Here is an 18,880-nt window from a genome sequence, read left to right on the forward strand (position 1 = left end):
ATGAAGAAGGTATTAGTTGGAGCTGTTATTGCCCTTGCCTCTGTTTTGATTTATAAATCATGTACGGATACCAACTCCAATAAAAAAATACTGAAGGAAAATTCGATGCTGTTGGAACAGCAAATCAAAAATGTTTCTAAACTTATTGTAACTGAAGGTCATTTTTCTGAGGTGTATACCTATGCCGATTCCAAAGAACTTTTTGGTCCGCTCATTACAGCAGATAAAAAAGCATTGGTTGTGGTAAATGCAGATGTTACCATTGCTTATGATTTAAGTATGGTTGAATTTGAAATTAATGAAGAGGCTAAAACCCTCCAAGTTAGAAACATACCTGACCCAGAGATTAAAATCAACCCAGATTTTCAGTACTATGATGTAAGTGCTGATTATTTAAATCAGTTTGATGCAGAAGACTATAATACCATAAAACGTAATGTAAATGCTTCATTATTAAAGAAGATTGAAGCGTCTTCACTTAAAACTAATGCTCAAAACAGATTACTCAGTGAACTCTCAAAACTTCTTGTGTTAACAAATTCCATGGGATGGACTTTGGTTTTTAAGGAAAAGCCAGTATCCACATTTAACGAGCTAGAATTGTTCAATGGTATTTTGGTCGACTAAGGCCAAACCATCATCAATCAAATGTCCAACTTTAGGATTGTCTAATTTTACGTTATCTAAATGCGACTTAATTTCAACCATCAAATCCTTATTATTGTCCTTTTGAGCCAGTTCGTACAATTCAACCGATAATAACCAATCGCCAGAATGGTTTTCCTTTGCTTCTTCAAAAACCTTTCTTCTTGAAATCGTCTGGTCAATCCCATCACGCCAATCCCTTACCCGTTGGTATAGTGTTTCCAAACGGAGTCTTTTGGAGCTTTTTTCAATTTTGGATTTGGTGCTACTAATTTTATGGTTTACCAGATTAAAACTAGCTACATCCGCAGGACCATTAAAGGCGGAAATGATTTCTTGCCCAACAGCCATGCTGTATGTGCCTTCTCCCGATTCAAAAATCAGCTTCCCTTTCTGGGATACTTTACAATTTTCAAATGTGATCAATAAAATTTTGCCCTGTAAGTTTCGGGTTCCTGTAACTATCTTTCCAGTTATTTTAATATTTCCTTCAAACTCCAGCGTAATGGTATTACCCTCAAAAATATTGTATGCTTTTAAATCTCTAGGCCCCATGTCTTCAATGGCCAGGTTAATACCTTTTAATTTACCAATAGGTGTTCCAAAACCATCATGGTGTTTTTCTATGCCATGACCAATAAGTTCCTTCTCGTGATAAGCAAGAGCTGTCGGCCCTTTGGTTTGTACATACACTGTTTTTCCTTTATGAGCAATGGTTTTGGTGAAATTTCCTGAAATTTGAAGTCCGGTACTGAGTTCAATTGTCCCCAGCTCTTTGGAGTCAATCAACTTTTGTATGCCTTCAAGCCCACCTCTTCTCAGTGCCATAGTATTTGCAAAATCTTCAAGTACCTGATTTAAAAAAGCAAAATCAGGGGTCACAAAAAGTTGAGGTTGCGGTTTGGTAATGTCAAACTCCTTATAAGTGGCTTCAATCGAATAAGGTAACTTTTTTACATCATCGGTCATGCACCAAGCACTTTCACCAATACTTGAAAGTAATCCAGCCCCATAAATTTTTGGATTATCCACAGTGCCAATCAAACCATATTCTACCGTCCACCAATGAAGATTTCGTATGAGAGCCATTTCACTGGGAGTGCCCATATTTTCTTGTAAATGTTCAATGAGCTTTTCAGCTTTTTCAATCTCATCCAGTGGTGTGCCTTCTGCCTCTTTTATAATAGAGAGATGGCGAACAGCTTCATAAAGCTCATAATCTTTGGCGCTGGAAATAGCCTTGCACCCAATTTCCCCAAAGCGACGCAAGTATTCTGCGTATTCCGGATTTGCGATAATTGGGGCATGACCAGCTCCTTCATGAATGATATCTGGTGCAGGAGTATATTCAATATTTTCCAGTTGGCGAATGTCAGAAGCAATTACCAAAACATTATAGGCTTGGAACTCCATGAAAGCAGAAGGAGGAATAAAACCATCTACAGCAACTGCAGCCCACCCTATTTCCTTAAGAATACGGTTCATGCCGTACATATTTGGTATATGATTTATGGAGATACCTGTTTTTTGAAGTCCCTCAGTATATGAATTATGGGCTACTTTGCTTAAGTAATCCACATTTTTACGCATTACATAACGCCAAACTGCCTGGTCAATAGCGGTATAATCCTCATAATTTTGAGGCTTTATATATTGTTGTAAATGCTTGGGCAACTTATCTAAAATGGGATTGCTTTCGTATGCTCTTTCCATAATCTTTCTTGTATTGTAACTTTTGGCTAAAGGGTTATTAATTCTCCTTCAGCATCATAAAATTCCTTAAAAGTAAAGGCGTTTTTGGTCGATCCATTCTTTTCATAGAACTCCAATTTTTCTTTTGCCATTTCTAAGGTGGGATACTTTCCTTCGGGGAGCCACCACATTACAAATTGTGATGTTCCGCCCAAATCAAACCATTTCTTTTTATTTCTAAGAAAATAGCTATGGACACTTCCATTCACGAAATCTTTAAAATCAGCTACATTTTCCCAAAGACTAATATTTACGGCCATCATTTCATCATTAAAGGGGGATTCAATATAGGATGCTGAACGTCCCTCATCATCCTTTAACCGCCAAACAAAACCTCTGCTTTCTTCTGCAAAGCGATTTACAGGTTCTAAAAAGTCTACAAATTCTTTCATGATGGGGCTATCCAATGATGCTTTAAATCGTGCAATATTTGCTTGGGCCAAATAATATTTCACTGAAGTGTATTTCTTTTAAATATAAGAATTAAGGCTTATTTATGGGCAAAATGAATAATTTATAGAGATATTTCCTATTTTTTAATTTTAATTAAGGAATTAATATATATATTGAACAGGGATAATTGTTAAAATCAGGAAAAAGTATGGAGGCTAAACTTGATTCAATAGATAGGGAGATTCTTAGGATTTTGGAAAAAGATGCAAAAACTGTTGCAAAATCAATCGCTGAAGAACTCAACTTGACCAAAACACCTGTTTATGAACGGATAAAAAGGTTAGAGAATGACGGCTACATAAAAAAATACACTGCTATTGTAAATAAGGAAAGAATAGAGCAAAGCATAACGGTATTCAGTTTTGTTTCTTTAGAGGCTCAGAAAGGAAATCTAATGGATAATTTTTTGGAGAAAGTGAATGATTTTCAGGAAGTGACCGAATGCTTTGTTGTTGGCGGTGAGTTCGACTTTTTACTAAAAGTGATTGTCAAAGATTTGGATGCCTACTACGATTTTGCAAAAAAGAAGATTGCATCGCTATCCAATATTGGTGCTGTAAAAAGTGCTTTTGTGCTTAATGAGGTAAAAAACACAACGGCGTTTCCATTACTGTAAGATATTCAGGTGGAACGAAGTAGCTGTTTCACTTTTATCACATAAACACTCAAACTTAGTTATGCAACTACTTCGCTCACTTCTGAATTGTATTTTAATTTGCAGCTATAGCTGGCGGATAGTCCTCTAGAATCTGAGAGACGAATTCCTTGATACGTTCTTCTTTCTTGTCTATGTTCTTAATATTGTTCAACGTACCTATTCCTCGACCTTGCCATACCAATTCTTTATTTCTAGTATCAATAAGGTCAATATATAAGGAGCCTTCTGTTCTTGTGGATACGTTAGGACCAAAGCCACCGCCCCAGCCAAAACCAGGACCCCAAGCCCAAGGACCGCCCCAACCGAAACCACCCCAGCCAAAGCCACCCCAACCCCAGCCTCCCCAGCCAAAGTTGTTGTTGTAAACATCTACTTGCTCGCGTTCTTTGGTAAATATGCTCACCAATATATCCGGGTTTTGTGATTTGGTGAAACCACGTGAGGACATCTCAGTATCTATCGCTTTTAGAATGCGTTTTTTATCGAGGTCAGAGATTTGTGCTTTGTCAATCCCTGTTTTGTAAAATGCATAGGTTTTATATTCCTTAAAATCTTTTTCACGGTCGTAGTCTGATACTACACGTACCGAAACACAGGAACTTAAAAATAAAACGGCAAGCAAAGGCAGGGCAAGAAATTTAATTTTTTTCATATCAATATTTTTTTGAGTTAAACCAGTATCCACAACAAATAAACCACAAAGATTATGCCGAAAATAGCATATTGCTATCTTGAGTTGGTTTTTTGGCTATACCCGTATGGGCAATGTCTGCAACCACTTTCGCAACAATAGCCGCGTTTAAGATGATATTGTTCCGTAAATACTTTATATCCTTCAGGAGATAGGTAAAAATCACCATCTTCAAGCGGAATCAATTCCTTCATTTTTCATAGCTAAACGATACCCTAAAGTTACATTTTTTGAATAGAAATGAGAGCATTTCATATAATTAGCATTGGGTTATCCACCGATATTGTTAGTAACAACAACGAATATTCTTACAATTAAACGAATTGAACTAATATATTTGAACATCCCTCGTTTTAAAAATTGCAAATGGTTTTAGTATTTAAGCACTTTTTTCGTAGGAACTATGTAGGTCTAACGCTTTGGCCCTTTATCTTCATTAAAGAAGATAGCCTTAAAAGGGATGTGGTATTGATCAATCATGAGAAAATCCATCTTAAACAGCAATTAGAACTGTTTATTGTTCCATTCTACATTTGGTACGTTTGCGAATGGTTATTTAGAACCTTACTGTATTTAGATAGCTATAGGGCATATCAGAACATCTCATTTGAACGTGAGGCCTATGCCAATGAAAAGGAACTGGGTTATGTACAACGCAGAAAATCCTACAGCTTTTTAAACTATATCTTTCGTCCTTAACTTTTGAATGTAGAAAATCAGAAAATTGATTTACCATTGTTAGATGAAAAGGGAATTACCCTTTTTGTTAAACGAGAAGATACTATTCATCCATTTATATCCGGAAACAAATACCGTAAACTTAAATACAACATCCAAGAAGCCAAAAAGGAGAATATAGGCACACTCCTTACTTTTGGGGGTGCTTATTCCAATCATATAGCAGCAACAGCTTGTGCAGGAAAAGAATATGGTTTTGAGACCATAGGTATTATTAGGGGAGAAGAACTGAAAGCTAAATGGGAAACGAATCCAACACTTCGATTAGCCTACAATCACGGAATGCATTTTCATTTTGTGTCTAGGGAAAACTACAGGAATAAGGAAGATTCTAAATTTCTAAATGAGCTAAACAAAGAATATGGTGTTTTTTACTTAATCCCAGAGGGGGGAACTAATACACTGGCCGTAAAAGGTTGCGAAGAAATTCTGACTGAAAACGATGTGGAATTTGATATAATTTGCGCCTGCGTGGGAACGGGGGGTACTTTAGCAGGATTAATCAATTCCGCAAAGCCAAATCAGATACTTTTAGGTTTTCCTGCTTTGAAGGGTGATTTTCTAAAGAACGATATTCGTAAATTTGCTCGAAATGAGAATTGGAAATTGATTTCTGATTATCATTTTGGAGGTTATGCCAAGATAACCGCTGAGCTCATAGATTTTGTGAACGATTTTAAAGTTAAAACTGGAATTCCTTTGGAGCCCATCTACACAGGAAAACTGTTTTATGGCTTACTGGATTTAATCACTAAGAATCACTTTAAAAACGGGACAAAAATACTTGCGATACACAGTGGCGGTTTACAAGGTATTCCTGGCATGAATATGGTATTGAAAGAAAAAAAATTACCCTTATTGAAATGATAAAACATTTTGTATATGTAATCCTGTTGTTGATGTTCTTGGTTGGCTGTAAAGCAAAAAAAAGAGTCACATCCAATACTAATAAAGTCAGCACTACGGAACAAAAAAGAGGGGTATATAAACCCAATAATGGCATTGAGGGGACAAAATTCAATAAATCTGAATTATACCCACTTCCCGCAGACCCAGGTAGATTTGTAAAATTCCCTATTAATTCAACAGCAGAATACATTGAAGAGTTTGCTGAGATTGCACAATATGAAATGCGTGCTTTTAGTATTCCTGCTAGCATTACACTGGCTCAAGGAATTTTGGAAAGTGGCTCGGGCAAAGGTGAACTAACAAGAAAAACGAACAACCATTTTGGAATTAAATGCCATACGGGTTGGCAAGGGGAATATGATTTTCACGATGATGATGCCAAAGGTGAATGTTTTAGAAAATATAATCACCCTATGTTTTCATTCAGGGATCACAGTATTTTTCTTGCTTCGCGTTCCCGATATCGATTTTTGTTCAATTACAGGCGGGATGACTATAAAAAATGGGCATATGGCTTACGAAAAGCAGGCTATGCTACAGATAAAAAATATCCACAAAAATTGATTGCCCTTATTGATAGATATAATTTAGATACTTATGATGATGAGGTTGTCCGGAATGGGCTTGATACATTAAGGGCTCCAAAGGAGTATGATGTTTTTACACATGTAGTTGAAAAGGGAGATACGCTTTATGGGCTATCCAGAAAGTACACAATTTCAGTAGATGAGATAATGCGATTAAATAGTTTGGACAGTACCAACCTTGCAATTGGTCAAGTCATTAACTTAAGAAAGGCGAAAAGGAAATAGGACTGTTTCGCACTGGGCTGTCATGCTGAGCTCGTCAAAGCATTATTTAAAGAAAGACGAGATGTATTTTATAAATGGTTAGATTACCGCTTGTGCGGAAATGAAAAAAAGAATTTATTAATGCGATACCAAAGAAGCAGCGCGTTATTTGCGGAGGCTAAAAAATATATTCCTGGAGGGGTAAACTCTCCAGTTAGGGCTTTTAAAGCGGTAGGGGGCGAGCCCATTTTCATTAAAAAAGCCAAAGGCGCTTATCTCTATGACGAAGATGACAATAAGTATATTGACTACATCGCTTCATGGGGACCACTAATTTTGGGCCACGCATATGAACCTGTTTTAAATGCAGTCATAGAAAAAGCAAAAAAAGGAACTTCTTTTGGTATTCCAACAGAAATAGAAACTGAGCTTGCAAAACTAGCCGTGAGCATGGTACCTAACATCGACAAAATTCGTTTTGTGAATTCTGGGACTGAAGCTTGTATGAGTGCAGTACGTTTGGCACGGGGATATACAGGAAAGGATAAAATCATCAAGTTTGCAGGTTGTTACCACGGACATTCCGATTCTTTTTTGATTCAGGCAGGTAGTGGAGCGGTCACTTTTGGTAGTCCCAATAGTCCTGGTGTTACAGCTGGAACGGCAAAAGATACTTTATTGGCCAATTATAATAATTTGGAAGGGGTAAAAACTTTGGTTAAAGCCAATAAAGGAGAAATTGCAGCCATTATTATTGAACCTGTAGCTGGGAATATGGGTTGTATTATTCCTTCGGATGAATTCATAAAAGGACTTCGGGAAATCTGTACGAAAGAGGGAATTCTATTACTTTTTGACGAAGTAATGACCGGATTTAGATTGGGCAAGGGTGGTGCGCAGGAAGCACTGAGCATAGATGCAGATATCGTTATGTTTGGTAAAGTTATTGGTGGAGGCTTACCTGTAGGAGCTTTTGCTGCAAGAGCAGAGATTATGAGTCATTTGGCTCCAGAAGGACCTGTATACCAAGCGGGAACCTTAAGTGGAAACCCATTGGCCATGAGTGCTGGTCTGGCAATGCTGACCGAACTCAAAAACAAACCAGAAACCTTTACAAGTTTAGCTAAGAAAACCGAATACTTGCATCAAGGAATTGCCAAAGTATTGTCTGAGAAAGGAGTTACGCATCAAATTAATAGATTTGGCAGCATGATTTCAGTACACTTTTGTGATGAGCCAGTTATAGATTTTGCTTCTTCGGCTAAAGGGAATAACGACACCTTTAAAAAGTATTTTCATGGCATGCTGGACCAAGGTATTTATTTGCCACCGTCTGCTTTTGAGAGTTACTTTTTAAATGATGCGATAAGTTATTCGGATTTGGATGAAACCATTGAGGCGGTAGGGAAGGCTTTTTAGGATTTACTTACCGCAATTTTGTTTTTCCCATCAAACCAAACAACCCAAAAATTGGCCCAATGGCCAAAAGCATAAAGAACCAATTTCCAGATATATAATCTTGAATTAGAGAAATGAATTGAATACTAACAATTGTTATGGCAAAACCAATACAATTAACAATGGTCAAAGCTGTTCCTTTTAGTTCTGGAGCGGCACTTTGCGCCACAAGGGTAGAGAATAGTGGAGAATCTGCTATCACCACCATGCCCCAGAACAAAAGGAATAAAATAAATATAGGGGTAGTAGTATAAACTAATATCACAGGTGAAAGCAAGCAACAAAGGCAAGAGAGAAATAAAGAAATAGACGCAGTACGTTTAATACCTTTCTGTTGGGCAATAATACCGCTCACCACACAAGCCAATCCACCAACGGCAATGACCCAAAATGACCAGAATGAAACTCTAAATAAGTTATGGCCATGCTGTTCGGCGTGTCTGGCAAGCAATACAGGCACAAATGCCCAAAAGGTATAGAGTTCCCACATATGACCAAAATAGCCGGACGCAGCTGTTCTAAAATCTTTCTTTTTAAAAATGGAGAAACAAGCGATTAAATTCAAATGTTGACTCTGCTTTCGGTAAGGACCATTAGGTACTAAAGCAACCATTAAAAGACCACCTAAAATCGCTAGTGCTGAAGTAGCATAGATAACATACTGCCATTGAAATACTGCTGAAAGCCATTTTAAAAGATGAGGGAACGCAGTACCCAATACCAAAGCACCTACAAGGTAGCCGAGCGATTTACTCAAACCTTTATCGTAGTAATCGGCAGCTATTTTCATGCCTACGGGATAAATGCCTGCTAAAAAAAAACCCGTCATAAACCGGAATAACAGAATACTTGTCCAGCTGTTACTCTCCCAAACGATACCTATATTAAAAAATGCACCTAAAATGGCACACCCTAAAAATACCTTTGAAGGTGAAAAACGGTCTGTTAAAGTCAATATCGCAAAAAGTAGGGTGCCCATAATAAAACCAAGCTGAACAGCTGAGGTAATGTTGCCCAAACTGTTTTCACCCAAATTAAAATGTCCGATTAAGGGAACCAGTACCCCATTACCTGCAAACCAGAGTGAGGTGCAAAAAAATTGGGCCAATACGATTATTGGTAAAATGTGCTTTGGAGGTTTCAATAATTAAATGTGTAGTTGGTATACGAAAGTAATGAAACCAGAAATAAAGCTGTCAGATAAATCTTCCCGGTCGTAGGTAATATGTTTGGTAGTTAGAAAATTATACAATCCTATCTGTTCAGCTCGTGGACAAAGCATACAACATCATTAAAAACCCTTTCTTCAATAAATTGAAAACCTAATCTTTCATAGAATCGATGAGCTTTGATGTTGGACTTTAAAGGGTCTATTAAAATTTTATTGACCTTTGAATCTGAAAAACAACGTTCTATGGCCAAGTTCATCATTATGGTGCCGTAACCTTTGCCCAAATTATCTTCTTCGCCAATCCAAATATCCAAAGCGCGTAGGTTTTTTGGCACATCTCCCCAATAATGGGTTTCTTCTTCGCGAGGATCAATAATAACAATACAACCTATAGGGCTACCATTCAACTCTGCAATAAGTTGTTCCCTCCACGGCGGATTAAAAGCCAGTTCTTTTTCCCAGTCCCAATCTTCATCCGGGTCCGCATTTATGACATGCTGTTTGGTATCCCAATACAATAGCAATTCTAAATCTTTGGGGGTAGCTTGTCTTAGGGTAATCATGTTAATTCTTTATAACTTATATACGCCAAGGAGGATTTAAACGGTTTTCGCCAGCGAAATATAGAATAATTTGATTACCATCCGGGTCTTTTAAGCGAGCCTCTCTCCATAGCCAGGGCTTATCCTTGGGCAGCTCATCAAATTGTGTTCCTTTTGAAACAAGTTCGTCAACACGATTGTCCAAATCTTCACATTCAAAATAGACATAAACCCCTTCACCTTGAGGCAGTTCTTCCACTAAATGTAAAGAGAACGTTGCATTACCATTTGGACAGACAAAGCGGGCATAATGTGGTAAGGCTTCAATAATAAGTTGTAAACCTAAAGTTTTATAAAAAGTAATGGATTTTAAAATATCCTTTGAAGGAACGGTTATCTGATTGAGGTTCATTTCCTAAAAGTAAAACTATTTAAATGGTCTCAAAACCTCATGGCTAGCCCAACACCATTGCCATTTGCCATTACCTGCAATTCAGGTTGAAACTGATAATGTGCCGTTTTGTTAACGGATAGGTTATAGAGATCTACCCCTTTGTTCACTTTATTAAAGGCACTAATGGAAAACCCCATACTAACCGCTGCAATTCCCCCACCCACATAGGCCAAAGTATAATCGGGGTCGTCTTCATTACTGGCCTGTCCAAGATTCCATCCTAGTAAACCTCCACCAACAACAGCCAAAATGATGCTCGTAGTATGTTGGCCTCTAGCCTTTTTAATGAGCAGGTTTGCGTTTTCTACTGCGATTGTGGCCACTTGCAATTCCTTCCAATTAAGACGTTCCCCGTCTTTCATAAACTTATAGCCCCAAAAATTGACCTTCATTTCAATTTCCTGTTCTTGTGCTTGATTGGTAGTGGTAACAAAAAGGCCTATTAGAGTAAGGAGAACTATTCTTTTCATGTTTTGATGTTTTAGCCTAAGATAGTGATTAGTTTAATTTTTGTGTTAATAAACTTTAAAGGGCATGTACGTTTTGCTTTTAGTCATTTCGATATGAGTTGCAAAGCGACGATTGAGAAATCCCTCAATAAAACTTAAACTACTCCTTTTCCTTTCTAGGCAACATAGGTGCCAATTTTTCTCCCCCTAAAAAATGCATGTGTAAGTGGAATACAGATTGCCCAGCATCTTCATTAATGTTCATGGCCAAGCGATACCCTGTTTCTGCAATTCCGTTTTCCTTTGCCAGCTTTTTAGCCACTAAAAATAGTTTGCCCAACACCAAAGCATCTTCTTCCTCCACATCATTTATGGTATGAATTTCTTTCTTGGGAACGATGAGGTAATGCACGGGTGCTTGCGGTCGCAGAGGAACAAAAGCAATAATTTCATCATCTTCATAAACAATAGTCGCTGGAAGCTCTCTATTTATAATCTTAGTAAAAACAGAACCTTTGGCTATTTTTTCCGCTTTTTGCTTTTGGTATGCTTCGCTTTGTGCATAGCTTGTAAAACAACAAAGGACTAAGCTTACAAATAGTAGTTTTTTCATGATGTTTATGTTTTTTGATAGGTTACAAATAAGGCTTTAGGCGATTTCCAATTCTTTTAGTAGCGTAGCTTTATCCGTTTTAGTGGCTTTTGACATTTTTAAGATAAATAGCGTTAGTTTGACTTCATCAATTTTTTGAATTTGCCCTAAGTTGATGTTTAATTCCTGTGCTCCAATAGCTTCATTTAATTTTGCTACGCTTTTATAAAACAGCCGCTTCTTTTTAGAAGGCTTAAATTTTTCATCTATGAGCAAACAAATGAATTTTTGCCTGTTTATACTAATGGGATAGGCATCTTTTATAAGTTCCCAGTTGATAAAATCTTTGTGGATGCTACGGTCAAATATACCTAGCTCATTAAGTATTAGTGCAGGTCTTCTATCCAACAAGTTAAAAATCCCCAAGGGATAGGCAAGACCAAAAAAACCTATGTTCAGCCATCCTATCAAAGGATTCTTTCCAAGTATAAAAATACCGAGTACTACAAAAGGGGTACACAGTGCCATTACTTTAATGGCGCTCTTTTTGGACTTATATAGTTTTACTTCCGTCATTTACCAAATGCATGTAATCTTGGTTTAAAGCTAAGAACTATTTTATCTATTGGGCCAATATTCGCTGGTATAGGGTATGTTGTGTATATCTAAAAATTTACTGATTGCAGTATCAGGGTCCCGCTCTTTAGAGGAAAACTTTGCTACCATACGGTCATAAATTTCTTGCTTGCTTCCTTTTTTGCCCAAAAATCTGTTATTAAAACGTTCCCAAGGCGAGCATAAAGCTTTAAACAACGCTGGTTCTGAGGTAACGGGAATATAGAGTACAAATTCTCCACCTACACCACCACTCATAATACAGATTTTACCACTGTGTTGAATAGTGATATCTGTGATATGTGACCCTCTTTTATATAAAACGGTACCCTTCATACCTTCATAGTTCTTCCAAGTTCTTTTCTTTACGAATCCCCTCTCCCCAAATACGCTCGTATAGATGCTATTTTGGCATTGGAATCAAACGTAATAACGTCAACCACATAGAGTTCTTCGGTGGAATTGATCGTTATTTTTAGCTCCGCCGCGACCGTATTTTTATTTTCATAGGTAGAAAGTACTTCTATATCTATAGTATTAACAGTTTCAAAATTTTTGCGCGTTTCCCTTAGCGCATCTTCTTTTCCTACAACGCGAATCTTCCAATCCCGTAAGACAATATCATCTGCAAATAATTCTGCCACCGCATCTAAATCTCGCTCAGCATATTTCTTTAAGTATAATAAACATATCGCTTTATGGGAATCTTTAGACATCGTTTTTTAAGTGCTTTAAATTAGACTATAAAGTACTAAAAATACGGGTAAATTTTTCTGGAAGTTTTGCTTTTAAATGAAGTTCTTTCTTAGTAAACGGATGTATAAACTCTAAGGAGTGGGCATGCAGATACAAACCCTTGCCTTTTAAAATTAGATGTTCCAGACCGTAGGTGGTATCACCTAAAATAGGGCTGCCTATACTGAGTAAATGTTTACGCAGTTGATGTCTTCTCCCTGTTTTAGGGGCTAGTTTTACCAGGTTAAGGCATCCAAACCGTTCTGAAGGCACGGTTTGCTCCACCGTATAGTTGGATTGTGCTTGCTTACCATCTATTGCTGAGGTGATTTCTCCGCTAGGCGGTAGTTCCCCAATAGCAACCGCATAGTAAGTTTTGGTAATGGCTTTATCTTCAAACAATTTATTTAAAGCACGAATAGCACTACTGGTTTTACCTACCAATAAAATACCTGTCGTAGCATAATCCAAACGATGTACAGGTTGCGGTGTTATAACATCTGCCAACGTGCTAGGTTTAAGGTTTTGGGGCAGGGCAGCAGCAATGGTTTTAAAATGGTTCCCACTTACCAAAATACCAGCAGGTTTATAAATGGCGGCTAAATATTCATCTTCATATAAAACGGTTAGGAGAAACACCAGTTTTTTCTTTGGGTTTGTTTTTTCTGGAATGGATAACACTATCTCCTCTCCACCAGATACCAACGTAGCTGTGCTTGCTACTTTAGCATTTACAGTGATATACCCTTTCTTTAGAGCTTTTTTGAGCGCAGATTTTGTGGGGAGCTCCATAAAAATACCAACGCCATATTCTTGTATGCGGATAGAAGAAGGTATATTAGGGACAATATGAATCTGGGTTGAGTTGATACTGTTTATTAACTTAAATTAAAGACATGTAATATTATTAATTTATTATCGATTCGACTTTCTGTCGATAATCTCTCGAAATAAAAAAACTGGGGACATGCCCCAGTTTTATATTAAAAAAGATACTAACTTATTGCTGCGCCAGCTCCAAGCTAGCATTTACCCAGACCAGTTCCTTGGTCTCTATACTCCTCTTTTTCCACTGGGAATTGTTGTCATAGCTTTTGCCAACTTCTTTTTTATATCGGATTTTACCTTCAATACCGTCTTTATCCACAGGGAAGATAAACTGTTCCCATGAGTAGGAGTTACTTGAATTAAACACATGGGATAACCGTGCCACTTGATGTAGTTCGCCCTCTTCCTGAAAGAGGTAAATACCGCCACCTTCCGCGCCAAAGGCTTTGGCGACATAGTCCACTAAAAGGGCACCTTCTATATTGGGCAGTCCTTTAGTGCCTAGATCCTTTAAATAAAACTGATCATTGTGCAAGCGTGTGGACTTTTCCTTAAAGGAACCGTCTTCCTGTAGGGTGCGGATGAGCAGGAAGTCTTCTTCACCAGTTTTTGCCCTTCCAAATAGGTGCACCACATTATTGATGGTCTTCTTTTCCAATGCCAATAATCCGCCAAGAACGTAACCTTGAATGCCCCTATAATCTACCTTGTAAAAATGGTGGTCCACACCTTTGTAGCGCCAAGAATTTTCATGTTTTTCTTGCACTACCATATGCATGCCAATAGGTAGGGTTTTAAGCACCTTGCTCTCTGTTGTGGGAGCTTCGCGCAATCTTACTTGGTCACCAAAGAGGTAAACAATTTGCCCTGGTTCAAAGCCATCACTATCATTAATGCAGTGCGGTTTTTCTTGGGCGTTCGCAAAAAAACAGATGGCTAGTATGGTAAGGATGGATAACATCTGTTTCGCTTTCATAGTATTAAAATTTAAATGAACATAGACCAATAGCGGTCTCTTTAATACTTACCTTGAAAGCTATACTTCTGGCCTTCGCCATCGATGAAAAGCATATTATTTTAGGCAAACTACGGCATTTATAAAAACCTTAACAAGGCTCACCGAGCCTTTTTAGTTACTCTTTAAGGTTTTAAAAACGGCCGTACTTACCCAATAAATATCTTGTTTGCTTGTGTAGAAAAGGTACTTTCCATCTGATGTCACATAAGGACAGAGTTCGTGGCCTTCCGTATTTATTGCATCACCCATAGTAACGGATTGTGACCAAGAGCCATCATCTTCTTTAAAACTAATGTAGAGGTCACCCCTACCCAAACCTCCGCTTCTTTGGGCGCAAAAGATTAGATAACTCTCATCTGGGGCCACAAAAACGTCAGCTTCGTAAGCGTCCGTGTTGATGGCTTCGCCTAACCGAACCACTTTTTGAAATTCGCCATCCGTAAATTTTGAATAATAAATGTCATGGTTGCGGTTATTTTCGTCGGTATACGCATCCGTAGAAAAATACATGGTACCGTCTTTGGTGAAGGAGATGTAGTACTCCTCATTACTAGTGTTGATGTTTGGTCCTGCATTGATGGGTTCTGACCAACCATTATCTGTTCGGTTTACATACCAGATATCAATGTCTTTTTGCTCTCCCTTGCCATCCATTGCTTGGTCTGAGATAAAGTACAATCGATTTTCATCGGGTGATAAAAAAGGGTCATTGTAGCCATATTTTTCATGGGAAAGTATAATCCTTGGAGTTGTCCATGTTTCTCCTTGCAACTCCGAATACCGTATTTCTGTTCTGCCATTCACATCTACTCCGTAGTAAAATTCGGTACCAGCTTTATTAAATACGGAGCCAAATTCATATTCTTCAGTAGAAATTACATTGGGAGCAAAAACCTTGGCAACCATTCCTGGTGGTTTTTGGCCCATATAGGCTCCTTTTAAGACGATGTTACGAACCAAACTTTCATCAGCACCGTTTGCCTTTAGGAAGTCGACTATTTTATTGGCCTTGGTCTTTAGTGCAATTTCCAATGGGGTGCTACCCCTTTTGTTTTTTCTGTTAATGGGGACACCTATTTCAGTAAGTTTCTGAACAAAGGTGGTGTCTTTATTCAAAATGGCTATTTCAAAGAGCATTGCACCATATTTTTGCTTCCAGTTCGTATCGGTCTCTAAAATTATCAAATGGTTGAAGAATTCCATACGTTGAAACCGAACCGCCATATATAGCGGGGTTGTTCCCTCATTATCCTCTAAGTTGGGTGTAATGCCTTTTTGTACTAAATGATCAAACACCTCTTTTTGGTTACAGGCCACTGCCCAGTGCAGTAAAGACCTACCCCGATTGTCTTGGGTATTGATTTCTGTTGTCTGTAGTAAACTATCCAATCGAGAAATATTCCCTTGGCAAGCGGTCCTATATATATTTTGGGCATTGCTAGTTAAGCAACATAGCAATAACAGTGCTGAAAAATGTATTTGAGATTTCATTTGAGGATTTGATTTTCGTTTTTTGATTGCCCTAAAGTTACTTTTTAGTTTTTAAAGTATGAGAATTTAATTGTGTTGTTCATATTTTGATTATTGGTTAATTTTAGTAGCACTATGACAAGGGACGTTATTAATATTAACGATTTCATCATTTTGATTGAAGAGGCCAATTCTGATAAGGTTGTTATTGACTCTTGTAAGTTTGATGAGCCTTTAATTGCCGTAGCATTTTACGGTTCGGGCAATGTGCATCTGTCCATGGACTATGGTGATAAGAAAATGCCATACGAGAATACTAAGGGTTTGGCCATTTCTTTTTATGCCGATACCACTGTTGATTGTGTACACACGGTTTCACCTGATAAACCATTGCAATGTATTTTAATTGCCACAGCACCCAAGAACTTGCATAATTTGCCCAATGGGGAAGGCGAACTATTCACGGACCTTCTAAAAGAATTGGTGAATCCTTCGGATTCATATGTGGAAGGGCCACGTTTTTTTATGACGCCAGAGATGGAGCATATAGTGGACAATATTTTTAACAACCAATATGAGGGAAAAGCCAAAATGATGTTCTTCCGTAGTCAGATTACTGCCTTGTTGTCCCATTTCTTTTGGCAATTATCAACGTTATCAACCAAGGAAATAAAAACAAAAGAACGGAAAAAACTCTATGAGGCCAAAGAAATTCTTTCGAAAAATTTAGATGCACCACCTTCCTTAACAGAACTTTCTCGCCAGATAGGGCTTAATACTTTTAAACTAAAAAAAGATTTTAAAGAACTTTTTGGAGTACCGGTATTCAAATACTTGCAAAATGAGCGTATGAGTACAGCGCATGACCTTATTCGCAGTAAAAGTGCAACGGTACAAGAGGCAGCATGGCATGTGGGCTATGACAGTTTGAGTTCTTTTTCTAATGCTTTCAATAAAAAATTTGGTTTCCGTCCCAGTGAAATAAAGGTTTCTTAACCAATACTCCTTTTCGAACAAATCATACTCCTTTTCAAACAAATGTCGTGGTTGGGACTGTTCTAGTTTTGTCTTGTAATTAAAAAACAAACAGTCATGAAAATTTTCAGAGCAATTATTATAGGAATAATCATTTGGGTACTTGGGGTAAGCGCCTTTGCACTTTCCTTTTTTATCCCAGTATTAGAAAATTTAGAACAACAGGCCAACTTGGTACTGCTTATAGCTGTCATACCATTGGTTTGGTTCGGTTCAAAGGTGTACTACAAAAAGGATGATGAAACTCACGGTATGTGGATTGGAATTACCTTTTTTGGTGTCGCTGCCATTTTAGATGCCTTGATTACCGTGCCTTTGTTGTTTGTACCTCAAGGGGGAAACCACTATGTCTTTTTTAGCGATCCGGGCTTTTGGCTTATAGGTGGGGTTTTTGTCACTACCGCCATATTGTATAGACATTTTAAGGGAATACGCAGTACACAAAGAACAATTTAATCAACCAGAATTTAAAATTATGGAACTATCAACAAGCAACCTAAGTCTTTTTACTGCAACATTATTAATTGGACTTACCGCAGGACTATGTTTTACATGGGGAAACGCTATTACTCCGGGTATAGGACAATTAAATGACCTAGGCTACCTACAGGCTTTTCAGAAAATGAATCGCAGCATTGAAAATCCGCTATTCTTTGCAGTATTCTTTGGGTCTTTTTTAGTAGGTCTAGCTACTATTTTCACCAATAAGGGGGTATCATCAGAGCATTTTAGGCTGGTCTTGCTAGCTATAAGCCTTTACTTTTTGGGAGTGGTACTCGTAACCATTTTTGGAAATGTACCCTTAAATCAAATCTTGGATAAGACCGATTTAGTCAATAGTTCGGTAGAAGAGCTACGAGCCCTTAGGGAACGATTTGAAAATCCATGGAATCGATTTCATATCATTCGGATTATCACGTCAATGATATCGTTCGCCTTACTCATTATTGCAAGTATAAGTAAATCATAAATAAGTATAAACACCTATGCTGAGCGTAGTCGAAGCATCAAAAATTGAAAATCATGAAAAACAACATTTTAGTATTAGGAGGAAAAGGAAAAACAGGAAGACGAATTGTAGAACGTTTAAATAAATTGGGGCATAACGTCCGTATTGGTTCACGGAGTGAAAACCCAGCTTTTGATTGGGACAATCCTGCAGGATGGTCAGCTGTTTTAGAAGGAATGGATAGTATTTACATTACGTACCAACCAGATTTAGCCGTACCTGGTGCCAAGGAGGCCATTGAAGCTTTAACCAAAGTGGCAAAGGAGCAAGGAGTTAAAAAATTGGTGCTCTTATCGGGCAAGGGAGAAGTAGAAGCAGAGGCCTGCGAAAAATTGGTCATCAATTGTGGTTTGGACTACACGATTGTTCGAGCAAGCTGGTTTAGCCAGAATTTTAGCGAAAGCTTTTTCTTAGGGCCTATTCTACATGGCCATGTGGCTTTGCCCCAAGCAGATACAAAAGTACCCTATGTAGATGCCGAAGATATCGCCGATGTGGCTGTTGAAGCCCTATTGGATAATAAGCACAATGGTGCCATCTATGAACTTACAGGTTCTAGAATGTTGACCTTTAAAGAGGTAGTTGCAGAGATTGCCAATGCTACTGGAAGAGAGATTTCATTTACACCCATTACACTGCCGGAATACACTGAAATGCTAGAAATGCATGGGGTTCCTGAAGATTATATCTGGTTGATAAACTATTTGTTTGTTGAGGTATTGGATAATGAAAATAACCAAATTATTAGCCATGATATTGAAAAGGTTTTAGGACGAAAAGCCAAGGATTTTTCAGATTACGTATCGGAAACAGCCGCAACCGGAGTCTGGAACCAACCAGTAGAAGCTTAAATCCAAAAGCGAAATT

General features: G+C 37.9%; 25 protein-coding genes. 10 read left to right on the forward strand and 15 right to left on the reverse strand.

The window, feature by feature from the left end; genetic code table 11:
• Positions 1-627 carry a DUF4230 domain-containing protein gene (locus AACP56_RS12590; RefSeq protein WP_339337086.1) on the forward strand — a complete coding sequence of 209 codons (627 nt, stop codon included), beginning with the start codon at positions 1-3 and terminating at the stop codon, positions 625-627.
• Here AACP56_RS12590 and AACP56_RS12595 read toward each other — a convergent pair.
• Positions 595-2,358 (reverse strand): aromatic amino acid hydroxylase, encoded by a 1,764-nt coding sequence (locus tag AACP56_RS12595; protein ID WP_339337085.1) that lies wholly within the window; start codon positions 2,356-2,358, stop codon positions 595-597. The two genes, AACP56_RS12590 and AACP56_RS12595, sit on opposite strands and share 33 nt — an antisense overlap.
• A gap of 26 nt (positions 2,359-2,384) precedes the next feature.
• A complete protein-coding gene (locus AACP56_RS12600) occupies positions 2,385-2,852 on the reverse strand; it encodes a DUF3291 domain-containing protein (RefSeq protein ID WP_339337084.1) in 468 nt (155 codons plus the stop codon).
• Between the two features lie 146 nt (positions 2,853-2,998).
• On the opposite strand from AACP56_RS12600, the gene AACP56_RS12605 reads away from it, so the two are divergent.
• Positions 2,999-3,466 (forward strand): Lrp/AsnC family transcriptional regulator, encoded by a 468-nt coding sequence (locus tag AACP56_RS12605; RefSeq protein ID WP_339337083.1) that lies wholly within the window; start codon positions 2,999-3,001, stop codon positions 3,464-3,466.
• A 94-nt stretch (positions 3,467-3,560) separates the two neighbouring features.
• On the opposite strand, the gene AACP56_RS12610 is transcribed toward AACP56_RS12605, so the two are convergent.
• Together AACP56_RS12610 and AACP56_RS12615 are read right to left on the reverse strand one after the other, a co-directional pair.
• Positions 3,561-4,160, reverse strand: a complete 600-nt coding sequence (locus AACP56_RS12610) for a DUF4136 domain-containing protein (RefSeq protein WP_339337082.1) — start codon at positions 4,158-4,160, stop codon at positions 3,561-3,563.
• Positions 4,161-4,234: 74 nt separating this feature from the next.
• Positions 4,235-4,393, reverse strand: a complete 159-nt coding sequence (locus tag AACP56_RS12615; RefSeq protein ID WP_339337081.1) for a DUF5522 domain-containing protein — start codon at positions 4,391-4,393, stop codon at positions 4,235-4,237.
• Between the two features lie 172 nt (positions 4,394-4,565).
• Between AACP56_RS12615 and AACP56_RS12620 the strand changes: the two genes are divergently transcribed.
• From AACP56_RS12620 to hemL, 4 genes are all read left to right on the forward strand, one after another.
• Complete coding sequence (locus AACP56_RS12620; RefSeq protein WP_339337080.1) at positions 4,566-4,898, forward strand: hypothetical protein; 333 nt, start codon at positions 4,566-4,568, stop codon at positions 4,896-4,898.
• Positions 4,899-4,901: 3 nt separating this feature from the next.
• The gene (locus AACP56_RS12625; protein ID WP_339337079.1) at positions 4,902-5,804 is read left to right on the forward strand and encodes a 1-aminocyclopropane-1-carboxylate deaminase/D-cysteine desulfhydrase; all 903 of its coding nucleotides are present in this window, start codon (positions 4,902-4,904) and stop codon (positions 5,802-5,804) included.
• Positions 5,801-6,658: a glucosaminidase domain-containing protein gene (locus tag AACP56_RS12630; protein WP_339337078.1), complete on the forward strand. Its 858-nt coding sequence runs from the start codon at positions 5,801-5,803 to the stop codon at positions 6,656-6,658. The genes AACP56_RS12625 and AACP56_RS12630 overlap by 4 nt, the downstream gene beginning before the upstream one ends.
• 120 nt (positions 6,659-6,778) lie before the next feature.
• Positions 6,779-8,056, forward strand: a complete 1,278-nt coding sequence (gene hemL / locus AACP56_RS12635) for a glutamate-1-semialdehyde 2,1-aminomutase (RefSeq protein WP_339337077.1) — start codon at positions 6,779-6,781, stop codon at positions 8,054-8,056.
• 7 nt (positions 8,057-8,063) lie between these two features.
• Here hemL and AACP56_RS12640 read toward each other — a convergent pair whose 3' ends face one another.
• The 11 genes from AACP56_RS12640 to AACP56_RS12690 form a co-directional block, all read right to left on the reverse strand.
• Complete coding sequence (locus AACP56_RS12640; protein ID WP_339337076.1) at positions 8,064-9,239, reverse strand: MFS transporter; 1,176 nt, start codon at positions 9,237-9,239, stop codon at positions 8,064-8,066.
• Between the two features lie 110 nt (positions 9,240-9,349).
• Positions 9,350-9,829, reverse strand: coding sequence for a GNAT family N-acetyltransferase (locus AACP56_RS12645; RefSeq protein ID WP_339337075.1), 480 nt, complete (start codon positions 9,827-9,829; stop codon positions 9,350-9,352).
• 16 nt (positions 9,830-9,845) lie between these two features.
• Complete coding sequence (locus AACP56_RS12650; RefSeq protein ID WP_339337074.1) at positions 9,846-10,220, reverse strand: VOC family protein; 375 nt, start codon at positions 10,218-10,220, stop codon at positions 9,846-9,848.
• A 29-nt stretch (positions 10,221-10,249) separates the two neighbouring features.
• Positions 10,250-10,732, reverse strand: coding sequence for a hypothetical protein (locus AACP56_RS12655; protein ID WP_339337073.1), 483 nt, complete (start codon positions 10,730-10,732; stop codon positions 10,250-10,252).
• Between the two features lie 139 nt (positions 10,733-10,871).
• The gene (locus AACP56_RS12660; protein WP_339337072.1) at positions 10,872-11,324 is read right to left on the reverse strand and encodes a histidine triad nucleotide-binding protein; all 453 of its coding nucleotides are present in this window, start codon (positions 11,322-11,324) and stop codon (positions 10,872-10,874) included.
• Between the two features lie 36 nt (positions 11,325-11,360).
• Complete coding sequence (locus AACP56_RS12665) at positions 11,361-11,879, reverse strand: STM3941 family protein (protein WP_339337071.1); 519 nt, start codon at positions 11,877-11,879, stop codon at positions 11,361-11,363.
• 42 nt (positions 11,880-11,921) lie between these two features.
• Entirely contained in the window at positions 11,922-12,254 is a 333-nt protein-coding gene (locus AACP56_RS12670; RefSeq protein WP_339337070.1) for a hypothetical protein, read from the reverse strand.
• Positions 12,255-12,283: 29 nt separating this feature from the next.
• The gene (locus AACP56_RS12675) at positions 12,284-12,634 is read right to left on the reverse strand and encodes a nuclear transport factor 2 family protein (protein WP_339337069.1); all 351 of its coding nucleotides are present in this window, start codon (positions 12,632-12,634) and stop codon (positions 12,284-12,286) included.
• Between the two features lie 25 nt (positions 12,635-12,659).
• Entirely contained in the window at positions 12,660-13,445 is a 786-nt protein-coding gene (locus AACP56_RS12680; RefSeq protein WP_339337068.1) for an RluA family pseudouridine synthase, read from the reverse strand.
• A 208-nt stretch (positions 13,446-13,653) separates the two neighbouring features.
• A complete protein-coding gene (locus AACP56_RS12685; RefSeq protein WP_339337067.1) occupies positions 13,654-14,457 on the reverse strand; it encodes an SH3 domain-containing protein in 804 nt (267 codons plus the stop codon).
• Positions 14,458-14,610: 153 nt separating this feature from the next.
• On the reverse strand, positions 14,611-15,990 hold the full coding sequence (locus AACP56_RS12690) for an ankyrin repeat domain-containing protein (RefSeq protein WP_339337066.1): 1,380 nt from the start codon (positions 15,988-15,990) through the stop codon (positions 14,611-14,613).
• 114 nt (positions 15,991-16,104) lie between these two features.
• On the opposite strand from AACP56_RS12690, the gene AACP56_RS12695 reads away from it, so the two are divergent.
• The 4 genes from AACP56_RS12695 to AACP56_RS12710 all read left to right on the forward strand — a co-directional run bounded on the left by AACP56_RS12695 (position 16,105) and on the right by AACP56_RS12710 (position 18,864).
• Positions 16,105-16,965, forward strand: a complete 861-nt coding sequence (locus AACP56_RS12695; RefSeq protein WP_339337065.1) for a helix-turn-helix domain-containing protein — start codon at positions 16,105-16,107, stop codon at positions 16,963-16,965.
• 96 nt (positions 16,966-17,061) lie between these two features.
• Entirely contained in the window at positions 17,062-17,460 is a 399-nt protein-coding gene (locus tag AACP56_RS12700) for a DUF5367 family protein (protein ID WP_339337064.1), read from the forward strand.
• Between the two features lie 19 nt (positions 17,461-17,479).
• The gene (locus AACP56_RS12705) at positions 17,480-17,974 is read left to right on the forward strand and encodes an anthrone oxygenase family protein (protein ID WP_339337063.1); all 495 of its coding nucleotides are present in this window, start codon (positions 17,480-17,482) and stop codon (positions 17,972-17,974) included.
• Positions 17,975-18,027: 53 nt separating this feature from the next.
• Positions 18,028-18,864 (forward strand): NmrA family NAD(P)-binding protein, encoded by an 837-nt coding sequence (locus AACP56_RS12710; protein WP_339337062.1) that lies wholly within the window; start codon positions 18,028-18,030, stop codon positions 18,862-18,864.
• The last annotated feature ends 16 nt before the right edge of the window (positions 18,865-18,880 follow it).

This window comes from Croceitalea sp. MTPC6, from assembly GCF_036985525.1.
GTDB lineage: Bacteria > Bacteroidota > Bacteroidia > Flavobacteriales > Flavobacteriaceae > Croceitalea.